The organism is Marinomonas phycocola, from assembly GCF_047525455.1.
Classification (GTDB): Bacteria; Pseudomonadota; Gammaproteobacteria; order Pseudomonadales; family Marinomonadaceae; genus Marinomonas.
In genome coordinates this window covers 38,836-62,830 of the sequence record NZ_JBLIXL010000001.1, presented here as the reverse complement: position 1 = coordinate 62,830, position 23,995 = coordinate 38,836, and the positions used below count along the sequence as shown (strand labels likewise).

Below are 23,995 nucleotides of genomic sequence, written 5' to 3'. Positions count from 1 at the left end.
TATTCCTTATACACCACGGCGTTGATGTGTACGCCCTTCACTAAAATTCGCTATTGCTTGCGCAACGCTCTCTGTACGCGCAATTTCGGGCAAACCCACTTCCCACCAGCAATCGCAGCTGGACCACTTTGTAGGATCAATATCGACAACGATGACAGACGTCTTATCGGCTGCTTTTGCTCTTGCAAAGGCCGCATCAAATTCCGTCATATTGCTGATTTTTTCACTAATAGCACCCTGTGCCTCTGCGTGTTTCGCAAAATCCACACGCGCCAATTCACCATCAGGGCGACGGCAATCTTCAAGTAAGTTATTAAACGAGTCATTACCTGTATTGTTTTGCAACTTGTTAATCACTGCGAAACCGGCGTTATCACATACGATAACGATCATTTTGTGACCCGCCAACACAGAGCTGTAAATGTCGGAATTTAGAATCATGTAAGAGCCATCACCAACCAACACGACAACATCATTATCTGGGTTGGCTATTTTTGCCCCCCAACCACCCGCAATTTCATAACCCATACAAGAAAAGCCAAATTCAATATCAAATTTGCCCACTTGCTTACTTTGCCAATTCATATTCAATTCGGCGGGTAAACCACCCGCAGCGGTTAATACCGTATCACCTGACTCAGCCAATCGATTTACCGCACCAATTACCTGTGCATAGGAGGCCATTTCCTCACCTTCAACATCCGCTCTTGATTGGCACAATTGCTGCCATTGGGCTGCTTTTGATTGAACAAGGTCGGCCCATTCTTGATCCGCTCTCCAATCGCTCAACAGAACATGTAACTTTTCCAACGTTGATTTTGCATCCGCCACAATAGGCATCGCCAAATGCTTAATGGCATCGGTTCTGCCAACATTAATGCTGATGATTTTCAAATCAGGATTGCGGAAAATAGACCATGATCCCGTAGTGAAATCCTGTAGACGAGTGCCGATAGCAATCACCACATCCGCTTGAGCCGCTAAGTAATTCGCAGAATCCGATCCCGTTGCACCAACTGGGCCGCCATTCAGTGGGTTTTCTTGTAGCAGAGTTGCTCGTCCAGCAATCGTTTCAATAACAGGAACATTATGAGCCTCGATAAAGCTCGCAAGTTCGTCCGTCGCTTTAGAATAATGCACACCACCGCCGCTGATAATTAACGGACGTTTAGCGGTACGTAATAACGTCACGGCTCGCTCTAAATCACAAGCTTCAGGTTGAGGGCGGCGAATGCGGTGCACTTTGTCTGCAAAAAAGCGCTCTGGATAATCGTACGCCATACCTTGCACATCTTGTGGTAGACCTAGAAACACCGGGCCACAATCCGCTGGATCAAGCATCGTATCAATGGCCAACGGAAGCGTTTGTAGTAATTGAGCAGGATGTACCACTCGATCCCAATAGCGTGTTACGGCTTTAAACGCATCATTTGCCGTAATTGAAGGCGAGTGAAAATGCTCTGTTTGCTGCAAGACAGGATCAGGCAAACGGCTGGCATAAGTATCTCCAGCCATCATTAATAATGGCAAACGGTTGGTGTGAGCAATGCCCGCAGCCGTCACCATATTCGTAGCACCAGGGCCAATAGAGGTCGCGGCAATTCCTATGCGTTGGCGGTTATTGGCTTTTGCATACGCGACTGCCGCCATTGCCATAGATTGCTCATTTTGACCACGCCATGTCGGCAATTGATCTTCAACATTTTTTAGCTGCTGACCTAAACAAGTCACATTACCATGACCAAAGATGGCAAATGAACAACCGAACAGAGGCTCTACTTGCCCATCGATTTCAATTTTTTGTGCAACTAAATATTTTACAAGGGCTTCCGCTACAGTAAGGCGAATGGTCTTCATAACACGTCTCTTCTTTATTCTTTTATGCTAATAATGTAATGATTACGTTAGCAACGACATTGTTTGATTAGGCTTTTTTACGTTTCTGGGCATCTAATAAAACCGCCCCAATAATGATCATTCCTTTGATAATTTGCTGCCAATACGGATCCACACCCAACATATTCAGACCTTTATTCATCACACCGATGATCAAAGCCCCGACAATGCACATTGGAACCGAACCCACACCACCCGCAAGCGATGTTCCTCCAATAACCGCTGCAGCAATCGCATCTAACTCCCACATATTTCCGAAGGTAGGGTTACCCGCATACGCTCTTGACGTAAGCATTGCACCTGCCAATCCAGCTAATCCACCCGCTAAGATGTACACTTTCAAGAGGGTTATTTCGACATTTACACCACAAATTTTAGCGGTGTTCACATTGCCACCAATAGCGAAAACATGACGACCAAAGCTCATACGGCTCATCATAATGTGACATGTGATCGCTACTAGTACATAGATAATTACCAAGCCGGGAATACCGAATACAGAGCCATCACCAATGGACGTAAACGCATCAGAACTGGCATCAACCGGACGGCCATTACTAACTAATTGCGCAACACCGCGTGCCATCGTCATCATTCCTAATGTTGCAATAAAAGGAGGAATGCGCCCATAAGCGGTAATGGTTCCATTAATTGCGCCGCAAATACTGCCAACAAACATCGCAGCACCAAAGGCAAAAATGGTCATTCCGTAGCCTTCTGTTCCGGTTACGATGGAGGCACCCACCACTGACGCCAGTGCCACAACGGCCCCAGAGGACAAATCAATTCCTCCAGTAACAATCGCAAAAGTTACCCCAATTGCAATGATGCCAAACATGGATACCTGCTCTAAAATACTAAAAACATTTCGAAATGAAGCGAACCCATCAATTTTCAAAGACAAAGCAGAAAACAATAAAATCAGAATCAATAGCATTCCATATTTATTCAATATTTCTGTGTAATTGGTGTTGCGCATTGCGCTGTTTGCGGCCTTCATCATGACGCTACTCCTTCTGCCTGACATTCAGACGTTGTTTCTTCTTGTTTTGTTGAATCATGTGACGGTACATCGCCACCTGCAGCCATATCTAAAATCACTTCTTGTGTCGCATCTTCACGACCAATAATGCCGACTTCACGGCCTTCCGACATCACCATAATTCGATCACTAAGTGACAATAATTCCAGCATTTCTGAAGACACAATAATGATGGCCTTCCCCAATCGCGCAAGCTCGACGATGAGTTTGTAAATTTCCGCTTTCGCACCAATGTCGATGCCTTTTGTCGGTTCATCCAAAATAAGGATTTCAGGCTCCAGTAATAGCCAGCGGGCAATCAAGACTTTTTGCTGGTTACCACCTGATAAATTGCCAATAATGGTGTCAACGGTGGGGGTTTTTATGCGTAATTGATCTTTCATTGAATTTGCCACATCGCTGGCCAATTCGTCTGAAATCAGATGGTTTTTCTCATAGGGGAGCAACTCTGGCATGATCATGTTGTCAGTAACGCTCATGTTAAGCATCAGCCCCGTCAATTTTCTGTCTTCTGTTACAAAGCCAATTCGATGATTAATCGCATCAGACGGTTTACGAATGTCGATTTTTTCACCATGTAAATGGATCTCACCGCTTTCAGCCGCTTTATAGCCAAAGATCGCTTCAACCACTTCACTTCTTCCGGCACCAACTAAACCTGCAATGCCGAAAATTTCACCTTTTTTAACGGTGAAATTAATGTCATGGAATTTACCCGACAGGCTCAAGTTTTTAACTTCGAGAAGGGTTTCTCCAATAACCACATCTTCACGTTGAAACATCTCATCCATTTCACGGCCAACCATCATATTGATCAACTCTTCTTTGGTGATGTCCGTGGTTTTCTTTGTGCCTATATATTGCCCGTCGCGAATAACGGATACTTCATCAGATAACTCAAATACTTCTCCCAACTTGTGAGAAATGTAGATAATGGCAATACCACGCTCTTGGACTTTTTTTACAATTTGATAAAGCTGATGAACTTCCGTTTCTGTCAAGGCCGTTGTTGGCTCATCCATAATAATCAGTTTGGCATCATAAGAAACGGCGGTCGCAATCGCTAATAACTGAGCTTTGGCAACAGAAACATTTTGCATCAATGTTTCCACTTTCATTGGAATGCCCAATTCTTCCAATACTTTATTGGTTTGTTCATCCATCGCTTTTTGGTCGATTAAAATGCCTTTTTTAATCTCTCTTCCTAAAAAGAAATTGGCTGAAACAGATAAGTTTGCAGAAGGGCTAATTTCTTGCGGCACCATAGCTAACCCGGTGCGGATAGCGTCTATTGGTGCTTTCGGTGTAAATGGCTGTCCATTGAAAAAAACCTCACCACCCTCATCTGGCGTATACAGCCCATACAATATTTTCATTAATGTCGACTTACCTGCGCCGTTCTCTCCCATTAGCGCATGTATGCTGCCTTTTCGGATAGATAAGTTCACCTGATCCAATGCTTTGACACCTGGAAAGGTCTTACTTACATTTACCATTTCTAAAATGAAATCTGAATTTGTCATAAGCGTTATTATTTTTATGAGTTGCGTAATATTAGATAAAAGAAACGCTATTAAATTCATTTCATATAATGCCCTATAACATCTTAGTGATCGCTAAGACGTTATAGGTCAACAAATTCAATAACTTTCTTTACACCTGATAAAAGAAGGAAAAATTAAGTCTCTTATTTGTACTTGTATAGGTACTCTATCTTTTGTTCTTCCAATACAAGCTCAAAGTTGATCCAGTTCATTTTTTGAACCTGCTCACCTTTCGCTAACTTGTACGCAATTTCAGCACCACCGTAACCTTGGCCTTTTGCGCTTTGGAAAACCGTTGAATCCAAACCATCACCAAGGTATTCCAATGCATCAGGTGTTGCATCTACACCAGAGATAATCAGATCTGCATCGGCTAAACCGGCTTTTCTCGCAGCAAGCAAGGCACCAATGGCCATTTCATCGTTGTTAGCGACAATCACGTTGATTTCAGGGTGAGCCTGTAATAGATCTTCTACAATTTGCAATGCTTTTGCTCTGTCCCAACGGCCTTCTTGCTCGGCAACAATGTTAATATTTGAATATTCTGAAAAGACTTGCTTATTACCTTCAGTCCTCTTAATTTGCGCTTCATGGCCTAAAACACCCATCAAGATTGCAACATTTCCTTGCTTTCCATCCAACATACCAACAACACTTTCAGCTTGAATAATTCCCGCTTGTATCGATTCAGAACCTACATAAGCATCGATACGTTCCATCGCGCTTTCATCTGGAAGACGGTTAACAATAACAAGAGGAATGTCTGCGCGACTGGCTTTCTTCGCGATAGGTTTCACAATAGCAATATCAGTAGGGACAACAAGCAGTGCATTTACACCAGCATCAATGAAGTTATCAACGTCATTTAACATTTTACTTGGATCTTCATTCGCATCCGTCATTTTGATTTCAACATCGCTGTGTTTATCATCAAAATCGTTAATACCTTCAAATAAATAGCTCATCCACTTATCTGCAAATGAAGGCATAGGAGCACCAATCACAAGCGAGTCAGCAAGCGCGAAATTCGAGGCTGAACAGATAATAGAAGCAGCCAACAAGGTTTTTTTTATCATTTTCATCTCATCCTTTATTGTTTTTGTTAGGTAGTCAGAATTTACAAGTGACCGGTGTTTATTTGTCAGTTTTCACTCATAAACTGATCACTTGTTAGTCAGACTAACAACTAGAAATAATATTTGCAAGCGCTTGCAAATATTATTTCTTACCTTATTATTTGCCTATATCTTGAAATCGAAACGTTACGCCATAAAGGATAAAAACATGCAGTTGAAGATTGGTAATGCACCTTGTTCATGGGGGATAGAAGCACCCGATTCAGCACGTAACCCCAGCTGGAAAACAGTTCTTGATGAGTGCCAAAAAGCCGGTTTTTCAGGCATAGAGCTGGGCCCTGTGGGCTTTTTTCCAGAGAATGCAGATATCTTAGGTGAAGCACTGGCTGCGCGAGATCTCACACTGACAGCCGGTGTTGTATTTCGGCCCTTTCATGACCCGAATGCCTGGGAAGACGTACTTGATGGCGCTCATCGAACCTTCAAATCATTGGTCTCCCATGGCGCTAAAACAGGCGTGCTTATTGACTCCATTGCAGAAGAACGGGCTTTAACCGCAGGCAGGCCAAATGAAGCAAGAAGACTGGATCCAGCGGACTGGAATAGCATGATGGACCGTGTCGAGACCATTGCAAAAATAGGGACTGACGAATACGGATTAAACATCGCACTGCACGGTCATGCCGCCGGTTTTATCGAGTACAAAGACGAAATCGAAAACACACTGGAACGTATCGATGAGAGCATTTTATCCTTATGCATTGATACAGGTCATTGTTTATACGCAGGCTTTGACCCAATTCAATTTTATAAAACGCATAGAAATCGTACGAGTTACTTTCACTTCAAAGACATCGACCCTCTAGTTAAAGCAGTAGTTATTAATCAAAGAGTGAATTTTTATCAGGCGATCACACAAGGATTGTTTTGCAATTTAGGAAAAGGAATATGTGACTTCGACGCATTATTTAAAGTGATGCAAGCGGCTAATTTTCAAGGGTGGTCAACTATAGAACAAGAATGCGACCCCCTATCAAACAATACGTTAGTTGATGCCCATGCCAACCACAATTACCTTAATTCGATCTTAACTAACCTGTAAAAAAATAGCCTTTATGCCATAAGAAACGTATTATTAGCCTATAATTTGCACAGCGACTCTTTAGTCTGTAGGCAGATTAGAGACATAGAATGAAATAAGGTTATCCATGCATAAAGGCCGTTACAAACACATCACTCAAAAGGAAGTCGCAGACAGAGCAGGCGTTTCTTTATCTGCCGTTTCCAGAGCGTTTACCGATGGGGCAAGCATTTCATCAAAAACTCGTATAAAAATCGAAGCTGCTGCAGAAGAACTTGGCTACAAGCCTAATATTCTTGCTCAATCCTTGATGACAAACAGGACTAAGCTCATTGGTATTATTTCCAGCAATTTTGAAAACCCTTTCTTTATCGAAGTCTTGGACCTAATCACAAAAGAGCTGCAATCTAGAAATTATCGATGCTTAATGGAAAACCTAACGCCTCAATCAAAGCCTGAAGACGTATTAGATCGATTATTACAATATCGAGTCGATGGCGTACTCTTTCTATCGTCTGTATTACCTACCATCTTTGCAGAAGTGTGCGCTAAGGCCAAACTACCAGCCGCCATCATGTTTGGTAGGGCCAACTTAAACGGTCACATTAATGTGGTTACCGCAGACAATTACAATGGCGGTAAAATGGGCGTTGAAATGCTACTAAAACGTGGCTACAAAAAAATCGCTTTTTTGGGCGGCCCGATTAATGCCACCACCACCATTGACCGTAAAGAAAGCGCCATTAAAACCTTAAAAGAGCACGGTTTAAAATTCATCACCATAGAGCATTGCGATACTTATACTTATGAATCTGGCCGAGAAAAATCGCTTAGATTGCTTAATGATTACCCTTATATTGATGCTGTCTTTTGCGGTGACGATATACTTGCCATTGCAACGCTAGATTCCGCCAGAGACGTGGGCAAACGGTGCCCTGAAGACTTCGGTGTTCTTGGTTTCAATGACATGTCCATGGCATCGTGGGGAGCTTACAATCTCACGACGATCAAACAACCGATTAATGAGATGGTCTTTGCGGCGGTGGAAATCATAATAGATAGAATTGAGCACCCTAACCTGCCCACCGAACAACGCTTACTTCCTTGTAAGCCAATTGAAAGAGGCACATTAAAGAAACTCATTAAAAAAGACAGTAAATTCAGGCAACAATACCCCCAAACTCATTAAGCCTCTTGTGTTGTCTTACCTTAGGTCAATCTAACCCATTGCCCGTTGTTTTGATGAGAGACCACCGCTGCCTGCACAAACTTTACCCCTTGTGCACCGTCTTCTATCATAGGAAAGTTACGAGCTAGCGGATCTTCTTGTGTGTTGGTCTGTTGTGCAATAATCACTTCTGCAAGGTCTGTATAAAGGTTAGCAAACGCTTCTCGATACCCTTCTGGATGACCAATTGCAATACGAGAGACTCGATTCGCCGCAGCATGTAAGCCCACACCGCCCTTTTGCAATATCTTCGTCGGTTGCTCAATGTTTCTAACAAGCAATTGATTCGGTTGCTCTTGATGCCATTCCAAACCGCCTTTACTACCATAAATTCTTAAATACAATCCATGATCTGCACCGGCTGCCGCTTGGGTGATAAAAAAGGAGCCTCTGGCATTGTTTTTATAGCGAGTTAAAATGCCTGTGTAATCATCCGCATCCCTTCCCGGTACAACCGTTGCAAGATCAGCGCTTAGCTCTGAAGGCTCCATTCCAGAAACAAACGCCGCAAGATGATAACAATGCGTTCCAATGTCTCCTAAAATAAGAGAAGGCCCAGCGATATCAGGATCCATGTGCCAGTTAGTGCCCTGCTGCTCTGATTCAGTTAATTGGGCTAAATGGCCCTGCACATAATCGCACTGTACCATTCTTATTTCACCCAACTCTCCAGCGTCGATAATCGCTTTCGCTTCTCGAACCATCGGGTAACCAGAATACGCATAAGCAACGCAACATTCCACATCACTTTCTTTCACTTTCTTGACCAGATCCAACGCTTCATTTACATCATTTGTCAGTGGCTTTTCACACATGATATGAAAACCCTGCTTAATGGCTAAGCACGCAATCTGGTAATGACTGTTGTTCGGCGTCATAATTGCGATGACGTCGACCTTATCGTCTCGTGCCGCTTCTGCCATAATCATTTCCTCTGCGGTTGCGTAACCACGGTCAATCCCTAATTCCGCTGCATGCTTAATGGATCGTTCTGCATTAGAAGAAAAAACACCTGCAACCACCTCATAATATTCTTCCAGAGTGGATGCCCCTCGATGCACAATGCCAATAAATGACCCTGGCCCCCCCCCTATGACACCCAACCTTAATTTTCTTCCTAATGCATTAATGACCGGATTTGCCATTCTATTTCTCCCCTCAGAAACTCGACTTAATGCCTTTTGGAAAAGGCATTAAGATTGAACACAATCAAAAATCGGCTTTAGACTAAACTATTGCATAAAGTTTTGATTAATAAACTTCAAACTCTCTTTTGCGTTTTCTAAAGAACTGTTGTCTTTTGAAGGGTCTACATCTTGCTCGACTGTGATCCAGCCCGTGTAATTAATTTTCTCTAAAGTGCCTTTAAGTTCAGTAAAATCCACACAACCTTGACCTAATGGGCAGAAAACACCATTACCAATCGCCTTATAGAAATCCACATTATTCTTCACTGTGTCTTCTAAAACAGCGTCATTAATGTCTTTAAAATGAATGTATTCCACTCTGTCTTGATAGGTTTCGATTAATTCAGAAGGGTTAATTCCAGCGTATTTACAATGGCCAGTATCAACACATAATTGCACCAAGTCACTGTCTAAATCCTGCATTGCACGATCAATTTCATCTCGATACTCAATGAAGGTACCAGCATGAGGATGGACTACCGGAATGATATTGTATTCACGACAAACTAATGATAGCTCGGTGATTGTCTTCATCATTTCATTCCACTGATCCGTCGGCAAACGATAAGCAGTTTCAATTTGCCCAGCCTGATCGGTGCGCGGCGAGGAAACATGATCAATAACAACCATGTACTTAGCATTTTGTGCTTGCAACAGCTTACAAGTTGCCTTCGTGTATTCTAAGATATCAGCGCGCTTCTCTGGTTGATGCAAATGCTTAAAGACAGTACCTGCGATCAAACCCAAGCTATTTTCTTCCAATTTAGACGACAGTATTTGAGCGTCAGTTGGCAAATAACCTAATGGGCCAAGTTCCGTGGCTTTGTAACCCGCTTGCGAAATTTCACTTAAAACGGTTTCCCATGCTGGGTTACTCGGATTATCGGCGAACTCAATGCCCCATGAACAAGGTGCGTTGGATAGATGAAGTTTCATTATTTTTATACTTCCTATTACTGTGTAGATGAAAGACCTAAAACACATTAATGCAAGCGCTTGCAAAAAGTCAATAATTAACCAATTAATTCTTTTCAGTAAACGTTATTAGCATCTTATTTTTGTGATTCTAATTCATACGCTAGTGCTATTGAGAGCGTTTGCGCAAGCACCAAAGAAGAAGACAAAGAACGAAATTGGTGTGTCTCTGCTTCTTTCACTACAAAGCTTACCGACGCTAAACTTGCTAGTTGATTAACAGGATTATCCGTTATGACAATCAAAGGCCCCCCTTTTTTCACCGCAGCCATGGCGACTGTATGAGTTTCTAAAGCGTAAGGATGGAAGCTTACTGCGATCAAGGCATCTTTTTCATCAAAATTAGACGCTTGCTCTTCATACATACCACCAGCCCCATCAATCAAATACGCTTTTTGATCACTATGCCGCAATGCATAGGCAAAATAACTTGCCACAATAAACGATCGCCTTGCACCAATAATATGAACAGAATTGGCTTTAGATAAAATCTGAATGGCAGCTTGAAGATCGGTATCCTCAATACTCTCGACCAAGTGATCCAATGCCAATGCATTCGATTGAGCAAACTGAGACAAGAGCGTGGATACGGACAACGCACTTGGCAGCTCATCAAACTGATCTTTAATATGACGAACACGCTCTTGATAATTTGGCGTGTCTTGCATCAAACGGGTTTGGAAAAGCTTTTGCATTTCACTAAACCCACTAAAACCAAACGTATTCGCAAACCTGACCCAAGTAGAGGGGTGAACCCCTGAATTTTTAGATAAGGTTGCCACTGTGCCAAATGCCACATCACCTGGAGACTGCAAAATAAACTCAGCCACTTGACGTAAACGTTTACTTAATTGATCGTATTTTTCTTTTATTTCATCCAGAAAATCGGACAATTTCTCTGGTGCTTGCTGAGCCATATTTGTACCTTTCTTGTTAAGCACTTACTTATTAAATGGACTGTTATTCGTCTATTCATCAATTAAATGTCACTTCACGATTGAATCACCTCTATTATGCGAATCCAAACACAGAAAAAACACAAACAAAAAGTGAATTATTAAAAATATATTAGAAAGTGCCGTTTTCATTCCATTTTTAAAAAAAATTCTAACTTTCTTTCTCCTTTCCTATCTACTCAAGCCCTTATATTACCTAGGGAAGGTACGAATAAGTCCTCTTGTCTCTGCATGTGGATAAAAGCCGGCTATTCGAGGCGAGTATCGAATGTGAATAGTTGGCCTATTTTCGAGATACTCAACAAAGAATACGGGCTTTTAGACCATGCCCTGCGGGTCTTTCAGAGAAAACGCCACATTTCGTTACGACTCTTTGAAAGGGATTAACATTCCTGCAGAATCGTGCCTTATTTGACGGTTTCTCTGAAAGACTGAGTCTTAGTAGACTTATTCGCACCTTCCCCAGCTTTCACGTTGGTTCTGTTTTTAAAGTAATATCAGTTAAAAAATAAAATGGAATTTATATTCCAAAATATTGAAATACTGGAATATAAATTCCACAATGGTCGCATGTTAGAGTATTTTTTAATAACACACATTAATCAAATGCTGTCATTGATGAGGGACACTGTCCCTGTCTACTTTTCAAAAGAGACATTACACGATGAATAAAGATAAAAATTTAGATTTAATTTGCTTAGGACGAGCCGCCGTTGATTTCTATTCAGAACAAATCGGTAGCCGCCTAGAAGACGCCAGCAGCTTTGCTAAATATCTCGGAGGTTCATCTTGTAACATCGCCTTTGGCACCGCAAGACTGGGGTTAAAAAGCGCCATGTTAACGCGCGTAGGCGACGAACACATGGGACGATTTGTAAAAGAAGAACTCGAACGTGCAGGCGTCGATATCAGCCATGTTGTTACCGATCCAGAACGCTTAACAGGCTTAGTCGTACTCGGCATAAAAGACAAAGACACCTTTCCACTTATCTTTTACCGTAACGATTGCGCGGACATGGCCGTCTCTAAAGACGATTTCGATCTAGAATTTATCCGTTCAGCAAAAGCCTTACTGATTACAGGGACGCACTTCTCAACTGAAAACACTCATGCTACTAGCAAACAAGCATTGACATTTGCGAAACAGTCAAACACAAAATGTGTGTTAGACATTGATTACCGCCCCGTCCTCTGGGGACTAACCAGCCCCGGTGACGGTGAAACACGATTTGTTTCAAATGAGAAAGTATCCTCCCATTTACAAGGCATTTTGGGAGATTTTGACCTCATCGTTGGAACGGAAGAAGAGATCCACATTGCCGGTGGCAGCACGGATACCATCACTGCGTTAAACACAATTCGTACTCTAAGTGATGCCACTATAGTGCTAAAACTTGGCGCACAAGGTTGCACAGTTCTTGAAAAAAACATTCCAAAATCAACCAAGGGTTTTGTTGTTCATACTGGCGTACTGGTTGACGTGATGAATGTATTAGGCGCAGGCGATGCCTTTATGAGCGGCTTTTTACGAGGCTGGATACACAACGAATCTCAAAAGGCCTGCTGCGATTACGCCAATGCTTGTGGTGCTTTAGTTGTCTCTAGACATGGCTGCGCTCCTGCGGCCCCAAGCGCAGAGGAACTGGATTACTACATGGAACACGCCCAACAAATTGAACGCCCTGATCTTGATAACACTCTGAATCATTTGCACCGAGTGACAACAGAAAGAGTACCCTACAATTGGCAGAACTTATGCATTTTCGCCTTTGATCACCGCAAACAGTTACTTGATATGGCACTGGAAGAAGGCGCGCCATTAGAAAGAATTCATCAGTTAAAGCAACTTTTTGTACAAGCATTGGATAAAAGCACACAATCACTAGAACTGAGTGATGGCTCTATTCAACAAGGCGTGCTCATTGATGATACCTTTGGACAAGATGCATTGAATGACGTTACTGGTCGGCAACTCTGGATCGGTCGTCCAGTTGAAGTCCCTAGCTCAAGACCATTGGAATTAGAAGGCGGTCGAAGCATTGGCTCTCGTTTAAGGAGTTGGCCAAAAGAACACATTGTAAAATGCCTTGTTTTTTATCACGATCAAGATGAAGACGCTTTAAAACACGCACAAGAGCGTCAAATTCTAGAGCTTTATAACGCTTGCTGTATCTCCGGTCATGAACTGTTATTGGAGTTAATTCCACCCAAAGACAAACCCTTTGGTAATGAAGTTTATACAAATTCCATATCACGCTTCTATGACTTAGGAGTGAAACCAGATTGGTGGAAGCTTCCACCTCAGGCACCTCAAAATTGGCAAGCCATTACTGATATTTTACAAACATACGATGCACACTGCCGTGGTGTTGTTATGCTCGGCCTTGATGCGTCTATGGAAGCATTGAAACAAGGTTTTGCGGACAGTGCAGGCTTCCCTATTGTCAAAGGCTTTGCAGTTGGTCGATCTATTTTTGGCCAGCCCAGCCGTGAATGGCTCGCCAGTCGCTATACGGATACACAACTGATCGATGCAATTGTTGCTAATTACACCCAACTTATTTCATTTTGGAAAGATCGATGTTAACCACTTTAGAAGGTCATCCAGCTCGGTAAAGTTTGTTTAAAAATCGACTTAATAACGTCTACTTACATAAAGGTATTCATATGAACACGTCAGAAAATTTTATTAACGGCGAACACGTTAATAGTGAAGGCCATTGCTTTAGCCCTATTTTCAACCCTGCAATTGAAATATATAAATTAAGTGAATGGGCATCTTTGATTACCTTGTTTGATTGTCGTTGATTACCGCCACTCATCTTCATGAACAATTCCTTTATCTATTAACTCTTGCCGAAGAGCATTAACTTTCAGTTTTAATGCATCACGAATGAGTCGAATAGAAGGCCTGATCAATTGACGACTTGGTAGAATTAGCCACATCTCAGTCATAGGGATTTTATAATCAGGCAGTAATCTTTGTAGCCGCCCTGTCAATAGATCATCCGCAATATCGATAGCAGATTTTTTCGCGATACCAACGCCATCAATACACCAACGACGAACAATGTCACCGTCGTTCACTGTTCGGTCGCTCGCTACTTTCACTTTATATTTCTTCTCATTTTGGTAAAACTCCCAGTGATCATGAGTCACTTCATAGAGTTTATAGAGCAATGCATTGTGCTGAAGTAGTTCATCCAGTGAATTAGGTGTTCCATACTGTGAGAGATAGTTAGGCGATGCACATAAGAAATGAGGAATATTGCAAATTTTAAAACCATACAAGTTTAGCTCTTTGATAGTATCTTTTGTTAGGGCACGCAAAGCCACATCAACGTTATCTTGATAAAAATCTACGCGGCTATCACTGACATGCAAACTCAACGATAAGCCCTTATGTTGACTCATGATATCGTTAAGTAAATTACGCATTAAGTTACGGCCCATTTCTGATGACATGGCCATTCTAATGTCACCGTTGATAGAAAGTTGCTCCTCGTTAATGACCGCCTGACCTTGCTGAAGTAAATCAAGAGCTTGCTGACACAAGGGAAGATAAGATTCCCCCTCTGGGGATAATTTTAAATGTCGTGTTGTTCTAACAAACAGTTGCTTTCCGAGTGAATGCTCTATGCGTTTAATCGCCACACTGGCAGCAGACGAACTCATATCCAACTTCTTTGCTGCTGCTGTTATTGATTGCAGCTTAGCGACTTTTATAAATACCTGTAAATCTGAGATTTTCATAAGTGTTCTCATGCCTATATTTCAGAAATATGTGTTATTAACTGAGGTAATATCCTGCTGTGGTGTTTATTGTCCACGAATTAGCGAAAGTGTATTAGATTTTTGCTCGTTTATCGCATATAAAGCGGCATTATAAAATACATATCCAACAATCAGGATAGAGAATTTGATATGAAAAACTTCATTAAAATACCCGTATTAGCATTATTATTTTCATTACCAACATTCGCTGCCACGGGCACGTCGAAAGTTGTGCTGGCAGATAATATTGAATGGGGCTACCTTAACCCTCTAAGAGGTGCATTAAGCCCAGGCGCAGTCGATCTTTGGGGGAATAGAACAACAGACACTGCAACAGGTATGCTTGTTCGCTTTAATAAAGGTTTTGAGTCGCCCCCGCACATTCACAACATCACTTATCGAGGCATTGTGATTAATGGCTTGATGCACAATGACGCCCCTAATGCAGAGAAAAGATGGATGCCAACAGGCTCATTTTGGACTCAACCTGCTGGAGGAGAACACACTACAGCGGCCAATGGTGCAACAAACGTCATTTATCTTGAAATAGACTCAGGCCCTTACTTGGTTAAGCCGTCAAAAGAGAGTTTTGACAATAATGAGCATCCTTTGAATCTTCATACAGACAATATTGTGTGGTTAAATAAAAGTGACTTAAACGATATTAATGTGGAAGGCGTCGAATCTACTTACCTTTGGGGAGACATCTCAAACGAAAGTTCAGTAAGTATGAGAGGTTCAATGATCAAATTGCCTGCTGGATTTAATGGAAAGATAGTAACAAAAGCGGATGAGTTTCGTGCAGTGGTAATTTCTGGGGTAGTGAATTATAGCTCAGAAGACTTAACTGCTTCTAACACTCTCAGTGCTGGTAGTTATTTTGAATCAGCAAATGACTTTACTCACGAAATAGAGAATAAAAGCAATACTGAAGCGGTTATCTATATTCGTACTAATAAGAAATACCGAGTTAATTAAAAAGTTTGCTACACAAGCGGTAACCCAAGCGGTATGCCGCTTTTTTTACGTGCTTTTAAAAACACTAAAAAATAAACCTCAATCAAAATACGGGGAGTATTCGAAATCAAGGTCACCCAACTAAAAACATATCTAAACTGAAATACAAACAATGAAATAGGATTCAGTGTCATTTTTGCTGTTTCAAACAGCGATAAGCCCGTAATTAAGTAAAAATGAGAATATCTAGACGAGCAGGCTCAATCATAAGAGCAATGAGATATTCAGATTAAGCTAACAATCGGCTCGTTCAGCTCTCTCATAAACCAACTGATATCCAAGAATCTCTGGAGTAAGCCTCCGCAGACCTTTCAGCCAACTCAACCGCATACTCAGATATAGTTTCGCCATGATCGTATTGTTGAGTAAATAACGTGCCTTTATGAAGAGAATGCCAGCGCTTCAATCCAACCACGACGGTGTTCGAAACTTTTCCTTGTAACGACATTTTCTCCACATAGAAAAGCACGACGAACGCACCGGCTGATGCAGTGATAATACGGCGTGTCAGACAAACTGACTTGCTGGCTCTTGGCATAACGTCTTCCTCATCCTTGAGTTTGTTTTTTTTTAGTCTAAACAGTGATTAGAGAAACATCAATAATCACACCTACCTGATATTTTTATGTAACTCTAACTCATTGAAATATATAAATTAACTATATAGGTGGCCTATATTATGGTTTAATTAATGTGAATAGTTAAATACTTGCTCAATGGGTGTTGGTTTGTGAAAATAATAACCTTGCGCTAATTGTACTCCTAGCCTTTGAAGCACCTCAGCTTGTTCTTTTTCTTCCACTCCTTCGCCAAGTGTCTTCGTACCTAACGAATTCAATCTTTTCCGTGTTTCTTCAATCTCACATTCAATAACATGTCCCTTGCTTATCTGACGAATCACTGTAATACAAAGCTTCGCAACCGGTGTCTTTAACATCTCGGCAGTACTAAAATCAAAAAAGCCACAGCCAGTATCATCTAACCATACCTGAATACCTTTATGATGCATTTCTTGTACTACGTGAGTGATTTTTTTTACATCAGAAAGCGGTAAATGCTCGGTTAATTCAAACACTATCTGCTGATGATAGGGTTTTATGCTTGGATCTTCTAGTAGGCTAGATAGCTCGGGACTAGTTAATACTTCTGGCCCAACATTAAACGTCAAGAATTGATGTGAAGGAACTTGTTTTACATAGTTAATTCCTTTACGCACACAGGCCAACTCTATCTCTTTCGTCATACCAAAGTATGTCGCGGTATTAAACAGTTTATCGGCTCTTTCAATATTAGAGCCTTTGGGGCCCCGCGTTAGTATTTCAAACCCCGCAACTTCATTTCGTTGTAAATCGACAATAGATTGTACGAATGTCTGAAGTTTATCTTTTTGTAGGATCTCACTAAACTCCTGACGAGTAATGTTAGAACAAGGAGATAATTCGCTTTTAGTATTACCAAGATGTAAATCCTGAAGAGTGCCATTTTTTTGAAGTTCAAGCCTAACTGAATGTTCAGACAATTGTTCCCTGTCTTTAACTAAAGTACAAAAATTTGAAAAGGCTAATTTACGCCCAGTCGCTGCGCCAAAATGTTTAAGCAATGCATCTCTCATGAAGGTTGAGCCTGCTGACAGCAGTATCTCTTGCTGCTCTTCTGGATCTAGCATGCTGTCGGATGCCATAAAACTTGCCTTCACAATAAACATATTTTCGTATTGCTGCACAAATTGCACATTCTGGTAACGTCCAAACATCTCATATACACGGGGTGTAATTTCTGTCAATAAGTTAGACCATGCACTTTGTAATACAGGTTTTCCGAAGATATTTTCAAGCTTCTCAGTGCCGCTTAATGATACAGCATATACCATATTTTTTATTGTCAAAATTTCACTCTCAAATAATTGTAGTAACTTAATATAGGGGCATATTCCTATAAATACAAAAGCCATGGCTATAACAATTGGGTTATTAACTTGAATTTTGAACTTTGGTAAAATAAGTTAGGCTATAAATATAATAACTACTATAAAAAGATAACAAAGCTCAGTTAGTCAACTGCAGTAACGGTGTTTCTACCAGCACGTTTTGATTTATATAGCGCAATATCTGCACGCTTGATCCATTCATGTTGGCTTTCGTTATGTTTAAGCATAGCGATGCCGGCCGAAATCGTCACTTGCCTTTCAATACCAAAATCTGTTTTTTCAATACACTCTCTAGCCTTTTCTGCAACCATTTTAGCTTGTATTAAAGAAGTTCTTGGCAATAAAATCACGAACTCTTCACCACCATAGCGATAAATGGTATCAACAATTCGAATAGCTTTGCTAACCGCTTTTGTAACCGTAACCAACACTTCATCACCTTTCAGATGTCCGTAGGTATCGTTAATCATTTTAAAATTATCCAAATCAAATATCACAATACTCAACGCTTGAGGTTTATCATTACACATAGCCATCAATTCGAGCATTCGTTCCTCAAATGCATTACGATTACTGGCTCCGGTTAAATAGTCTTTACCCACTTTTTCTTTCAATCGTGCTTCAATATTACGATAAGATTTAAAAATAAAATAATTAGAAAAAGACAATAAAAGCATGGTCGTGACTATAGCAGAAATAACGATTATTTCTGTAGTGGGCAACATGATGAAGAACAATGCTGTTACAAAAATACCTATACTAATTAGTGCATGCCGCAATGGCAGCAAGAAAAAACTAGCCGTGATAGCTGGATACCCCCAAAAAACAGATTCAATTCCAGTCACAACAACAATTAAAGTGGCCGAAAGCAACAATAACAAAGCACTTAACGGTTTTAACGCTTTTACAGACCGGCCCTTGTAAGTGGCAATAGCACAAAATACGGCAGCAGAAAATAATATCAAATCAATCAATGCATGAGTCCAATTTCTCTGATATAGCCGATAAAAGATAAATGGTCCGACATAGAGAATCACTAAAATTGACATAGAAAAAAATGCCGCCGCTGCTGGTTCGAGCTTAGTGTAGCTATTCTTAAACTTGCTTAAAAAAAGCCTCAACATTATTTTCTTCTCCATCATAATTATGAACTTAATTTTTCACCTGATGTTCCGCACCGTTTTTTATAATTAATTTGTCCGACATTTGTTACACATTCTTAACATTTAGACGATTTTACTAAATTCAAAGACTTTCAGATAATTCTATTAAACTCTTTGATTTTGTATAATTAATTGAATGTCACTCATTTATAGGATTATTAACAGGCCATACTTACCTTGTTTGATCTAATAATCAAGTAAAGAAGTGTGATCTAGGGAAGGTGCGAATAAGCCCTCTTGTCTCAGCATGTGGATAAAAGCCGGCTATTCGACGCGAGTATCGAATGTGAATAGCTGGCCTATTTTCGAGATACTCTACAAAGAATACTGGCTTTTAGACCATGCCCTGCGGGTCTTTGAGAGAAAACGCCATATTTCGTTACGACTCTTTGAAAGGTATTAACATTCCTGCAGAATCGTGCCTTATTTGACGGTTTCTCTGAAAGACTGAGTCTTAGTAGACTTATTCGCACCTTCCCTAGCTATCTTATTGGCAATTAAATAAAGCGAGATATTATGAATAATTTTGGTATGAAATGGGATGATTACGGGGTTTGAGAGGGATTGGTTGTGAAATTCGCGTTTTTTAGCGCTACATTTTGGAAAGTCGCGACATGTTTGGCATCTATGCCAAAAAATTGGCTTGTCTCGCAATCGGCTCGTTCAGCTCTCTCATAAACCAACTGATAGCAGACAATCTCTGGCGGTAAGCCTCCGCAGACCTTTCAGCTAACTCAACCGCATACGCAGGCATTACATCACCACGAGAATATTGTTGAATAAATAACGGCCTTTATGAAGAAAATGCCAGCGCTCAACACTTCATGTGTAGACCAGCTTTTAGCTTGTTTATCATCAACATGCAGCACGACATGAAGGTGATTGCTCATCACCGCATAAGCACAATATTGTCAAACTGAAAAATAAGCTGTATATTCATACAGATTATTACTTTATCCACAAGGAGTGTGTGATGCTTTCTTCATATACTACCAACAGCTTAGAAATGTCTACAGATGGTTCCACTGGATTTAATCCTTTACCTAACGATCTAGCAAGTAGATTTGTCGGCCTGAAGGCGCGACCAACAAAAAAGCCATGTTCAGTTAAATAAAAAGCCTTCTGTCTTTTTTTGCGCTGACGACGACAGTGACGCCATGCGCCTCCGACTTTTCCCACCTACAATCTATCCAATCCTGTATTCACGCCCCTTTTTCAAGTCTTACATAAGATTAATCAATAAAAATGACTCAAATCAATGTCGCAATCAGATTTACCTTCTATACTCATTTCTAACCTAATTTGACACTTAAGTGGCTACCTGAACTAGCCGCTGTCAAATTAGGTTACTTTTAGATTACCCCACACGTTATTGCTGCCTTTGTTTACCTCGATTCGATCGTTTTTCGCTTATAAAACAAACAAAATTCGCCATTAAAAAGAGAATTACTGATTTTTTAATGCGCTTTCTGTAACATGCCTTCCATAATAGATTGTCTCAAGTAATGGGGATTGCCCCTGTTCAGATGGCTTTTTTTGTAGCATGAACAGACACTCATATCGTTGTTATAAAATTGAGACTGTTTAGTCCGAAAGCCTTCTTTTTATCTATAAGGATTAATAATGAAAAAAATAGCATTTTTGCTGGTTTCATTCTTTATCTGTGTCACCTCTTTTGGCGTGCACGCGGCGCCCCTTTCTATGGCATTTGATTCAGATCCTGCATCGCTCGATCCCCATGAGCAGCTTTCTGAAAGCACGTTGCAGCTTTCTCATTTAACGTTTGATCCATTGTTACGCTGGTATCAAAATGGTGAAATTGAACCTCGCCTAGCGACCCGTTGGGAGCAGAAGGATGACGTTACTTTACGTATTTACTTGCGTGAAAACGTGCGGTTTCATACAGGCAATGCATTCACGGCAAATGATGTGATGTTCACCATTCAACGACTGAAGCGCTCTACAGATTTTCGCGCCATGTTTGATGCGATTAGCGATGTGCAAAAAGTGGATGATTTTACGGTAGACGTTATTACCCATCAAACTACCCCGCTATTACTGAATATTTTGACTTATGTGTTTCCTATGGACAGCCTGTTTTATCAAGGGCGTGACGAAATCATCAAGCATGGGGAAACCTTCGCCTCTAAAAATATCTCTGGCACGGGGCCGTTTGTTTTAAAACATCGAGAATCGGGTGTCCGTTTAGACTTTACCCGTTTTGAAGATTACTGGGACAAAGAATCAAAAGGCAATGTAGACAGCATTAGAATGACGCCCATTCGTTCTGACTCAACCCGTTTAGCAGCACTTTTGTCTGGCGATGTGGATTTTATTTTTCCTATTTCTCCTATTGATATCCCTCGTATAAAACGCTCATCCGACATCAAATTTGTGGGAATGCCAAGCACGCGGATTTTACTCTTGCATATGAATCAGGCTAGGCGCGTTGAGTTTCGTGATCAAAGAGTGCGAGAAGCAATTAATCTAGCCATTAATCAATCTCTTATTGTTAGAAAAATTTTGAGAGGTTTTAGTGAAGCGGCAGGGCAATTAAGTGTCCCTCAGTTTTTAGGCCATGTTCCTGACATCAAGCCTATGTATGACTTAGAAAAAGCCAAACGACTTATGATCGAAGCCGGTTACGAGGAAGGCTTTCGTATTTCCATGATGGCGCCTAACAATCGCTATATCCAAGATGAAAGGATCTCTCAAGCCATTGTCGCTATGTTGTCAAAAATCAATATTTCTGTTGATTTAAAAACCTTACCTAAAGCGCAATACTTCCAAGAGTTTGATCATCGCAGTGCCGATATGATGATGATTGGTTGGCAGTCTGATACGAACGATTCGAATAACTTATTTGAATTTTTAGTGGCGTGTACAGACCCAAATACAGGGATGGGCGCTTACAATGCCAGCAGTTATTGTAACGCACAAATAGATGAACGTATTCGAGCGGCCAATATTGAAATGTCTTCTGAACGTCGTGCCAAACTGCTACAGGAAATTGAGCGGATTCTTGTTAAGGAATCCGCGGTTGTCCCTCTTTTGTGGCAAAGTCTCGCTTGGGGAGCAAAGAAAAATATTAGAATTGAGAACATTGTTAATGAACGAAACTTTCCTTATATAGGTGACCTAGTTGTTGAGTAGTCCATGTTATCCATCTGATCACCTAACGGCTTCGCCTGCTTTTTGGGAGGTTACAACCCGTGCTACAGTTTTTATTTAGACGTGTTATTCAAGCCATTATCGTTATGGTGGTGATTAGTATCATCAGCTTTTTAGTTCAAGGCCGATTAGGTGACCCTGTCCATCAAATGGTAAGTCAGACGGTTTCGGTTGAAGACAGAGAACGCATACGAGATGAGTTAGGGCTAAACGACAGCTTAATGGATCAATATATTCGCTTTGCCAAAAAAGCAGTCACTGGAGACCTAGGTGTTTCTTATTACTATAAAGAGCCCGCTCTGGACGTTATTTTACGGAAAGTGCCTGCCACACTGGAACTTTCTTTTTCAGCCATTGTACTCATTATCGTCATTTCGATTCCCTGTGGCGTTATTGCCGCCATAAAGCCTAAAAGCTTAATTTCCAAAGCCCTTATGTTCTTCAGTGGCATTGGCTTATCCGTACCGATATTTATTATTGCGATATTTTTAGTGTATTTCTTCTCGGTAGAATGGCAAATTGCCCCCAGTTTTGGCCGAGGCGAAACGGAAGTTATCTTCTCCTTTTGGGAAACGGGCTTCACTTCATGGGATGGTCTTCAACATCTGTTTCTTCCCAGTTTATCACTCGCATTGGCACTCATGCCGTTATTCGTAAGATTAATACGTTCGGAAATGATGGAAGTACTTCAATCTGAGTACATTAAGTTTGCATGGGCAAAAGGATTATCCCCGATGAGAATTTATTTTGTACATGCCCTTAAAAACACCTTGTTACCGATTATCACTGTGGCGGGGATTCAAGCAGGTACTTTAGTGGCATATACCATATTGACCGAAACCATTTTCCAGTGGCCAGGAATGGGGTTCTTATTTTGGGATGCCATTAGCCGTGTTGATACACCGCTTATCTCTGCCTATTTAATGGTTGTCGGTGCCATGTTTGTTATTACCAATACCTTGGTTGATTTGATTTATGGGTTAGTAAACCCGACCGTTCGATTATCGAGTCATGGATTATGAAGAATATAAATAAGGAGTTGGTAATCAGTACCAAATCAAAACACTGGATTCATCTCTGGCATGGTTTTCTAAGTGATAAAATTGCCGTGTTGTCTCTGCTAATATTCGCTTTTTATTGCTTGATTTCTTTAGCTGCACCATTGATTGCACCGTTTGATGTGCGTGATCCCAGCTTTATGGATTTAGAAAATTCCGAAATTGCGCCCTACTGGATCGATGGCGACAGTCGATTTCTCTTTGGAACCGACGGTCAAGGGCGAGATCTATTATCAGTTATCCTTTATGGCACCCGCTTATCGTTAACCATTGGTATTTTTGCTGTGGTGATTCAAGGTTTTTTAGGCATCTGTATTGGTCTTATTGCAGGCTATTTTGGAGGCCGCTTAGATAACTTTTTAATGCGCTGTGCGGACATTCAGTTATCTTTCTCAAATATGATGGTGGCCATTATTGTGATGGCGTTGTTTCAAACTATTTTTGGCATTGCGTCCTACCAGCATCTGGCGATGTACATACTCATCTTGGTCATTGGCTTGGCCGAATGGCCTTTGTTTGCTCGTACCGTGCGGGCCTCCGTTTTAGCAGAGAAACAAAAAGAATACATTGATGCGGCACGTATTATGGGCATTGGCTCTGGCCGAATTATGTTTAAGCACATTTTACCCAATACAGTTTCACCACTTTTGGTTATTTTTACCATACAAATTGCCAATGCCATTATTGCAGAAGCCGCGCTGTCGTTCCTCGGCTTGGGTATGCCTATAACACAACCGTCCTTAGGTTCATTAATCTCGTCTGGGTTCAGCTACATGTTTTCCGGTGCGTGGTGGATTTGTGTTATCCCAAGCATCACCTTGATTGTACTTATCTTAGTAATGAACCTTTTAGGGGATTGGCTCAGAGACCATCTTAACCCTAAAGTGTATAAGGACTAAT

The 23,995-nt window shown here is 41.1% G+C and carries 21 protein-coding genes; 8 read left to right on the top strand and 13 right to left on the bottom strand.

The features are described from left to right. Window positions 1-6 precede the first annotated feature (6 nt). The 4 genes from iolD to ACMUMJ_RS00290 all read right to left on the bottom strand — a co-directional run bounded on the left by iolD (window position 7) and on the right by ACMUMJ_RS00290 (window position 5,558). Window positions 7-1,857, bottom strand: a complete 1,851-nt coding sequence (gene iolD, locus ACMUMJ_RS00305; RefSeq protein WP_414676799.1) for a 3D-(3,5/4)-trihydroxycyclohexane-1,2-dione acylhydrolase (decyclizing) — start codon at window positions 1,855-1,857, stop codon at window positions 7-9. Between the two features lie 67 nt (window positions 1,858-1,924). Next, window positions 1,925-2,899: an ABC transporter permease gene (locus ACMUMJ_RS00300; RefSeq protein ID WP_414676798.1), complete on the bottom strand. Its 975-nt coding sequence runs from the start codon at window positions 2,897-2,899 to the stop codon at window positions 1,925-1,927. Next, window positions 2,896-4,461 (bottom strand): sugar ABC transporter ATP-binding protein, encoded by a 1,566-nt coding sequence (locus tag ACMUMJ_RS00295; RefSeq protein WP_414676797.1) that lies wholly within the window; start codon window positions 4,459-4,461, stop codon window positions 2,896-2,898. Before ACMUMJ_RS00295 ends, ACMUMJ_RS00300 begins: the two co-directional genes overlap by 4 nt. 164 nt (window positions 4,462-4,625) lie before the next feature. Beyond that, window positions 4,626-5,558, bottom strand: a complete 933-nt coding sequence (locus ACMUMJ_RS00290; protein WP_414676796.1) for a substrate-binding domain-containing protein — start codon at window positions 5,556-5,558, stop codon at window positions 4,626-4,628. A gap of 208 nt (window positions 5,559-5,766) precedes the next feature. Here ACMUMJ_RS00290 and ACMUMJ_RS00285 point away from each other — a divergent pair, with 208 nt between their 5' ends. Then, on the top strand, window positions 5,767-6,660 hold the full coding sequence (locus ACMUMJ_RS00285) for a TIM barrel protein (RefSeq protein ID WP_414676795.1): 894 nt from the start codon (window positions 5,767-5,769) through the stop codon (window positions 6,658-6,660). A 106-nt stretch (window positions 6,661-6,766) separates the two neighbouring features. Next, the gene (locus ACMUMJ_RS00280) at window positions 6,767-7,828 is read left to right on the top strand and encodes a LacI family DNA-binding transcriptional regulator (protein WP_414676794.1); all 1,062 of its coding nucleotides are present in this window, start codon (window positions 6,767-6,769) and stop codon (window positions 7,826-7,828) included. A gap of 20 nt (window positions 7,829-7,848) precedes the next feature. On the opposite strand, the gene ACMUMJ_RS00275 is transcribed toward ACMUMJ_RS00280, so the two are convergent. From ACMUMJ_RS00275 to ACMUMJ_RS00265, 3 genes are all read right to left on the bottom strand, one after another. Further along, entirely contained in the window at window positions 7,849-9,012 is a 1,164-nt protein-coding gene (locus ACMUMJ_RS00275) for a Gfo/Idh/MocA family protein (RefSeq protein WP_414676793.1), read from the bottom strand. Between the two features lie 87 nt (window positions 9,013-9,099). Further along, complete coding sequence (locus ACMUMJ_RS00270) at window positions 9,100-9,990, bottom strand: TIM barrel protein (protein WP_414676792.1); 891 nt, start codon at window positions 9,988-9,990, stop codon at window positions 9,100-9,102. 116 nt (window positions 9,991-10,106) lie between these two features. After that, a complete protein-coding gene (locus ACMUMJ_RS00265; protein WP_414676791.1) occupies window positions 10,107-10,946 on the bottom strand; it encodes a MurR/RpiR family transcriptional regulator in 840 nt (279 codons plus the stop codon). Between the two features lie 703 nt (window positions 10,947-11,649). On the opposite strand from ACMUMJ_RS00265, the gene ACMUMJ_RS00260 reads away from it, so the two are divergent. After that, window positions 11,650-13,572: a bifunctional 5-dehydro-2-deoxygluconokinase/5-dehydro-2-deoxyphosphogluconate aldolase gene (locus ACMUMJ_RS00260; protein ID WP_414676790.1), complete on the top strand. Its 1,923-nt coding sequence runs from the start codon at window positions 11,650-11,652 to the stop codon at window positions 13,570-13,572. 80 nt (window positions 13,573-13,652) lie between these two features. Continuing rightward, complete coding sequence (locus tag ACMUMJ_RS00255; RefSeq protein WP_414676789.1) at window positions 13,653-13,793, top strand: hypothetical protein; 141 nt, start codon at window positions 13,653-13,655, stop codon at window positions 13,791-13,793. Here ACMUMJ_RS00255 and ACMUMJ_RS00250 read toward each other — a convergent pair whose 3' ends face one another. Then, window positions 13,794-14,738, bottom strand: a complete 945-nt coding sequence (locus ACMUMJ_RS00250) for a LysR family transcriptional regulator (RefSeq protein ID WP_414676788.1) — start codon at window positions 14,736-14,738, stop codon at window positions 13,794-13,796. A 171-nt stretch (window positions 14,739-14,909) separates the two neighbouring features. Between ACMUMJ_RS00250 and ACMUMJ_RS00245 the strand changes: the two genes are divergently transcribed. Beyond that, window positions 14,910-15,737 (top strand): DUF4437 domain-containing protein, encoded by an 828-nt coding sequence (locus ACMUMJ_RS00245; protein ID WP_414676787.1) that lies wholly within the window; start codon window positions 14,910-14,912, stop codon window positions 15,735-15,737. A 298-nt stretch (window positions 15,738-16,035) separates the two neighbouring features. Here the strand turns inward: ACMUMJ_RS00245 and ACMUMJ_RS00240 are convergent, their stop codons facing one another. The 5 genes from ACMUMJ_RS00240 to ACMUMJ_RS00220 all read right to left on the bottom strand — a co-directional run bounded on the left by ACMUMJ_RS00240 (window position 16,036) and on the right by ACMUMJ_RS00220 (window position 20,045). Beyond that, window positions 16,036-16,314: a hypothetical protein gene (locus ACMUMJ_RS00240; RefSeq protein WP_414676786.1), complete on the bottom strand. Its 279-nt coding sequence runs from the start codon at window positions 16,312-16,314 to the stop codon at window positions 16,036-16,038. Window positions 16,315-16,464: 150 nt separating this feature from the next. Further along, complete coding sequence (locus ACMUMJ_RS00235; protein ID WP_414676785.1) at window positions 16,465-17,727, bottom strand: EAL domain-containing protein; 1,263 nt, start codon at window positions 17,725-17,727, stop codon at window positions 16,465-16,467. A gap of 98 nt (window positions 17,728-17,825) precedes the next feature. Beyond that, entirely contained in the window at window positions 17,826-18,845 is a 1,020-nt protein-coding gene (locus tag ACMUMJ_RS00230; protein ID WP_414676784.1) for a GGDEF domain-containing protein, read from the bottom strand. Window positions 18,846-19,491: 646 nt separating this feature from the next. After that, window positions 19,492-19,620: a hypothetical protein gene (locus tag ACMUMJ_RS00225; RefSeq protein ID WP_414676783.1), complete on the bottom strand. Its 129-nt coding sequence runs from the start codon at window positions 19,618-19,620 to the stop codon at window positions 19,492-19,494. Between the two features lie 194 nt (window positions 19,621-19,814). Continuing rightward, on the bottom strand, window positions 19,815-20,045 hold the full coding sequence (locus tag ACMUMJ_RS00220) for a hypothetical protein (RefSeq protein WP_414676782.1): 231 nt from the start codon (window positions 20,043-20,045) through the stop codon (window positions 19,815-19,817). Window positions 20,046-20,489: 444 nt separating this feature from the next. Between ACMUMJ_RS00220 and ACMUMJ_RS00215 the strand changes: the two genes are divergently transcribed. From ACMUMJ_RS00215 to ACMUMJ_RS00205, 3 genes are read left to right on the top strand one after another with little or no spacing between them, the layout of a single operon-like run. Then, complete coding sequence (locus ACMUMJ_RS00215) at window positions 20,490-22,019, top strand: ABC transporter substrate-binding protein (RefSeq protein ID WP_414676781.1); 1,530 nt, start codon at window positions 20,490-20,492, stop codon at window positions 22,017-22,019. Between the two features lie 59 nt (window positions 22,020-22,078). Continuing rightward, window positions 22,079-23,059 carry an ABC transporter permease gene (locus ACMUMJ_RS00210; RefSeq protein ID WP_414676780.1) on the top strand — a complete coding sequence of 327 codons (981 nt, stop codon included), beginning with the start codon at window positions 22,079-22,081 and terminating at the stop codon, window positions 23,057-23,059. Next, window positions 23,056-23,994 (top strand): ABC transporter permease, encoded by a 939-nt coding sequence (locus ACMUMJ_RS00205; protein ID WP_414676779.1) that lies wholly within the window; start codon window positions 23,056-23,058, stop codon window positions 23,992-23,994. The genes ACMUMJ_RS00210 and ACMUMJ_RS00205 overlap by 4 nt, the downstream gene beginning before the upstream one ends. Window position 23,995 lies beyond the last annotated feature (1 nt).

What these genes read in the sequence shown, in the direction of transcription:
- ACMUMJ_RS00205 (WP_414676779.1), top strand. Translation starts at nt 23,056, where the DNA reads ATGAAGAATATAAATAAGGAGTTGGTAATCAGTACCAAATCAAAACAC.
- ACMUMJ_RS00275 (WP_414676793.1), bottom strand. Translation starts at nt 9,012, where the DNA reads ATGGCAAATCCGGTCATTAATGCATTAGGAAGAAAATTAAGGTTGGGT.
- ACMUMJ_RS00290 (WP_414676796.1), bottom strand. Translation starts at nt 5,558, where the DNA reads ATGATAAAAAAAACCTTGTTGGCTGCTTCTATTATCTGTTCAGCCTCG.
- ACMUMJ_RS00215 (WP_414676781.1), top strand. Translation starts at nt 20,490, where the DNA reads ATGAAAAAAATAGCATTTTTGCTGGTTTCATTCTTTATCTGTGTCACC.
- ACMUMJ_RS00230 (WP_414676784.1), bottom strand. Translation starts at nt 18,845, where the DNA reads ATGATGGAGAAGAAAATAATGTTGAGGCTTTTTTTAAGCAAGTTTAAG.
- ACMUMJ_RS00270 (WP_414676792.1), bottom strand. Translation starts at nt 9,990, where the DNA reads ATGAAACTTCATCTATCCAACGCACCTTGTTCATGGGGCATTGAGTTC.
- iolD (WP_414676799.1), bottom strand. Translation starts at nt 1,857, where the DNA reads ATGAAGACCATTCGCCTTACTGTAGCGGAAGCCCTTGTAAAATATTTA.
- ACMUMJ_RS00250 (WP_414676788.1), bottom strand. Translation starts at nt 14,738, where the DNA reads ATGAAAATCTCAGATTTACAGGTATTTATAAAAGTCGCTAAGCTGCAA.
- ACMUMJ_RS00300 (WP_414676798.1), bottom strand. Translation starts at nt 2,899, where the DNA reads ATGATGAAGGCCGCAAACAGCGCAATGCGCAACACCAATTACACAGAA.
- ACMUMJ_RS00260 (WP_414676790.1), top strand. Translation starts at nt 11,650, where the DNA reads ATGAATAAAGATAAAAATTTAGATTTAATTTGCTTAGGACGAGCCGCC.
- ACMUMJ_RS00240 (WP_414676786.1), bottom strand. Translation starts at nt 16,314, where the DNA reads ATGCCAAGAGCCAGCAAGTCAGTTTGTCTGACACGCCGTATTATCACT.
- ACMUMJ_RS00280 (WP_414676794.1), top strand. Translation starts at nt 6,767, where the DNA reads ATGCATAAAGGCCGTTACAAACACATCACTCAAAAGGAAGTCGCAGAC.
- ACMUMJ_RS00225 (WP_414676783.1), bottom strand. Translation starts at nt 19,620, where the DNA reads ATGCCTGCGTATGCGGTTGAGTTAGCTGAAAGGTCTGCGGAGGCTTAC.
- ACMUMJ_RS00285 (WP_414676795.1), top strand. Translation starts at nt 5,767, where the DNA reads ATGCAGTTGAAGATTGGTAATGCACCTTGTTCATGGGGGATAGAAGCA.
- ACMUMJ_RS00295 (WP_414676797.1), bottom strand. Translation starts at nt 4,461, where the DNA reads ATGACAAATTCAGATTTCATTTTAGAAATGGTAAATGTAAGTAAGACC.
- ACMUMJ_RS00265 (WP_414676791.1), bottom strand. Translation starts at nt 10,946, where the DNA reads ATGGCTCAGCAAGCACCAGAGAAATTGTCCGATTTTCTGGATGAAATA.
- ACMUMJ_RS00255 (WP_414676789.1), top strand. Translation starts at nt 13,653, where the DNA reads ATGAACACGTCAGAAAATTTTATTAACGGCGAACACGTTAATAGTGAA.
- ACMUMJ_RS00245 (WP_414676787.1), top strand. Translation starts at nt 14,910, where the DNA reads ATGAAAAACTTCATTAAAATACCCGTATTAGCATTATTATTTTCATTA.
- ACMUMJ_RS00235 (WP_414676785.1), bottom strand. Translation starts at nt 17,727, where the DNA reads ATGGCTTTTGTATTTATAGGAATATGCCCCTATATTAAGTTACTACAA.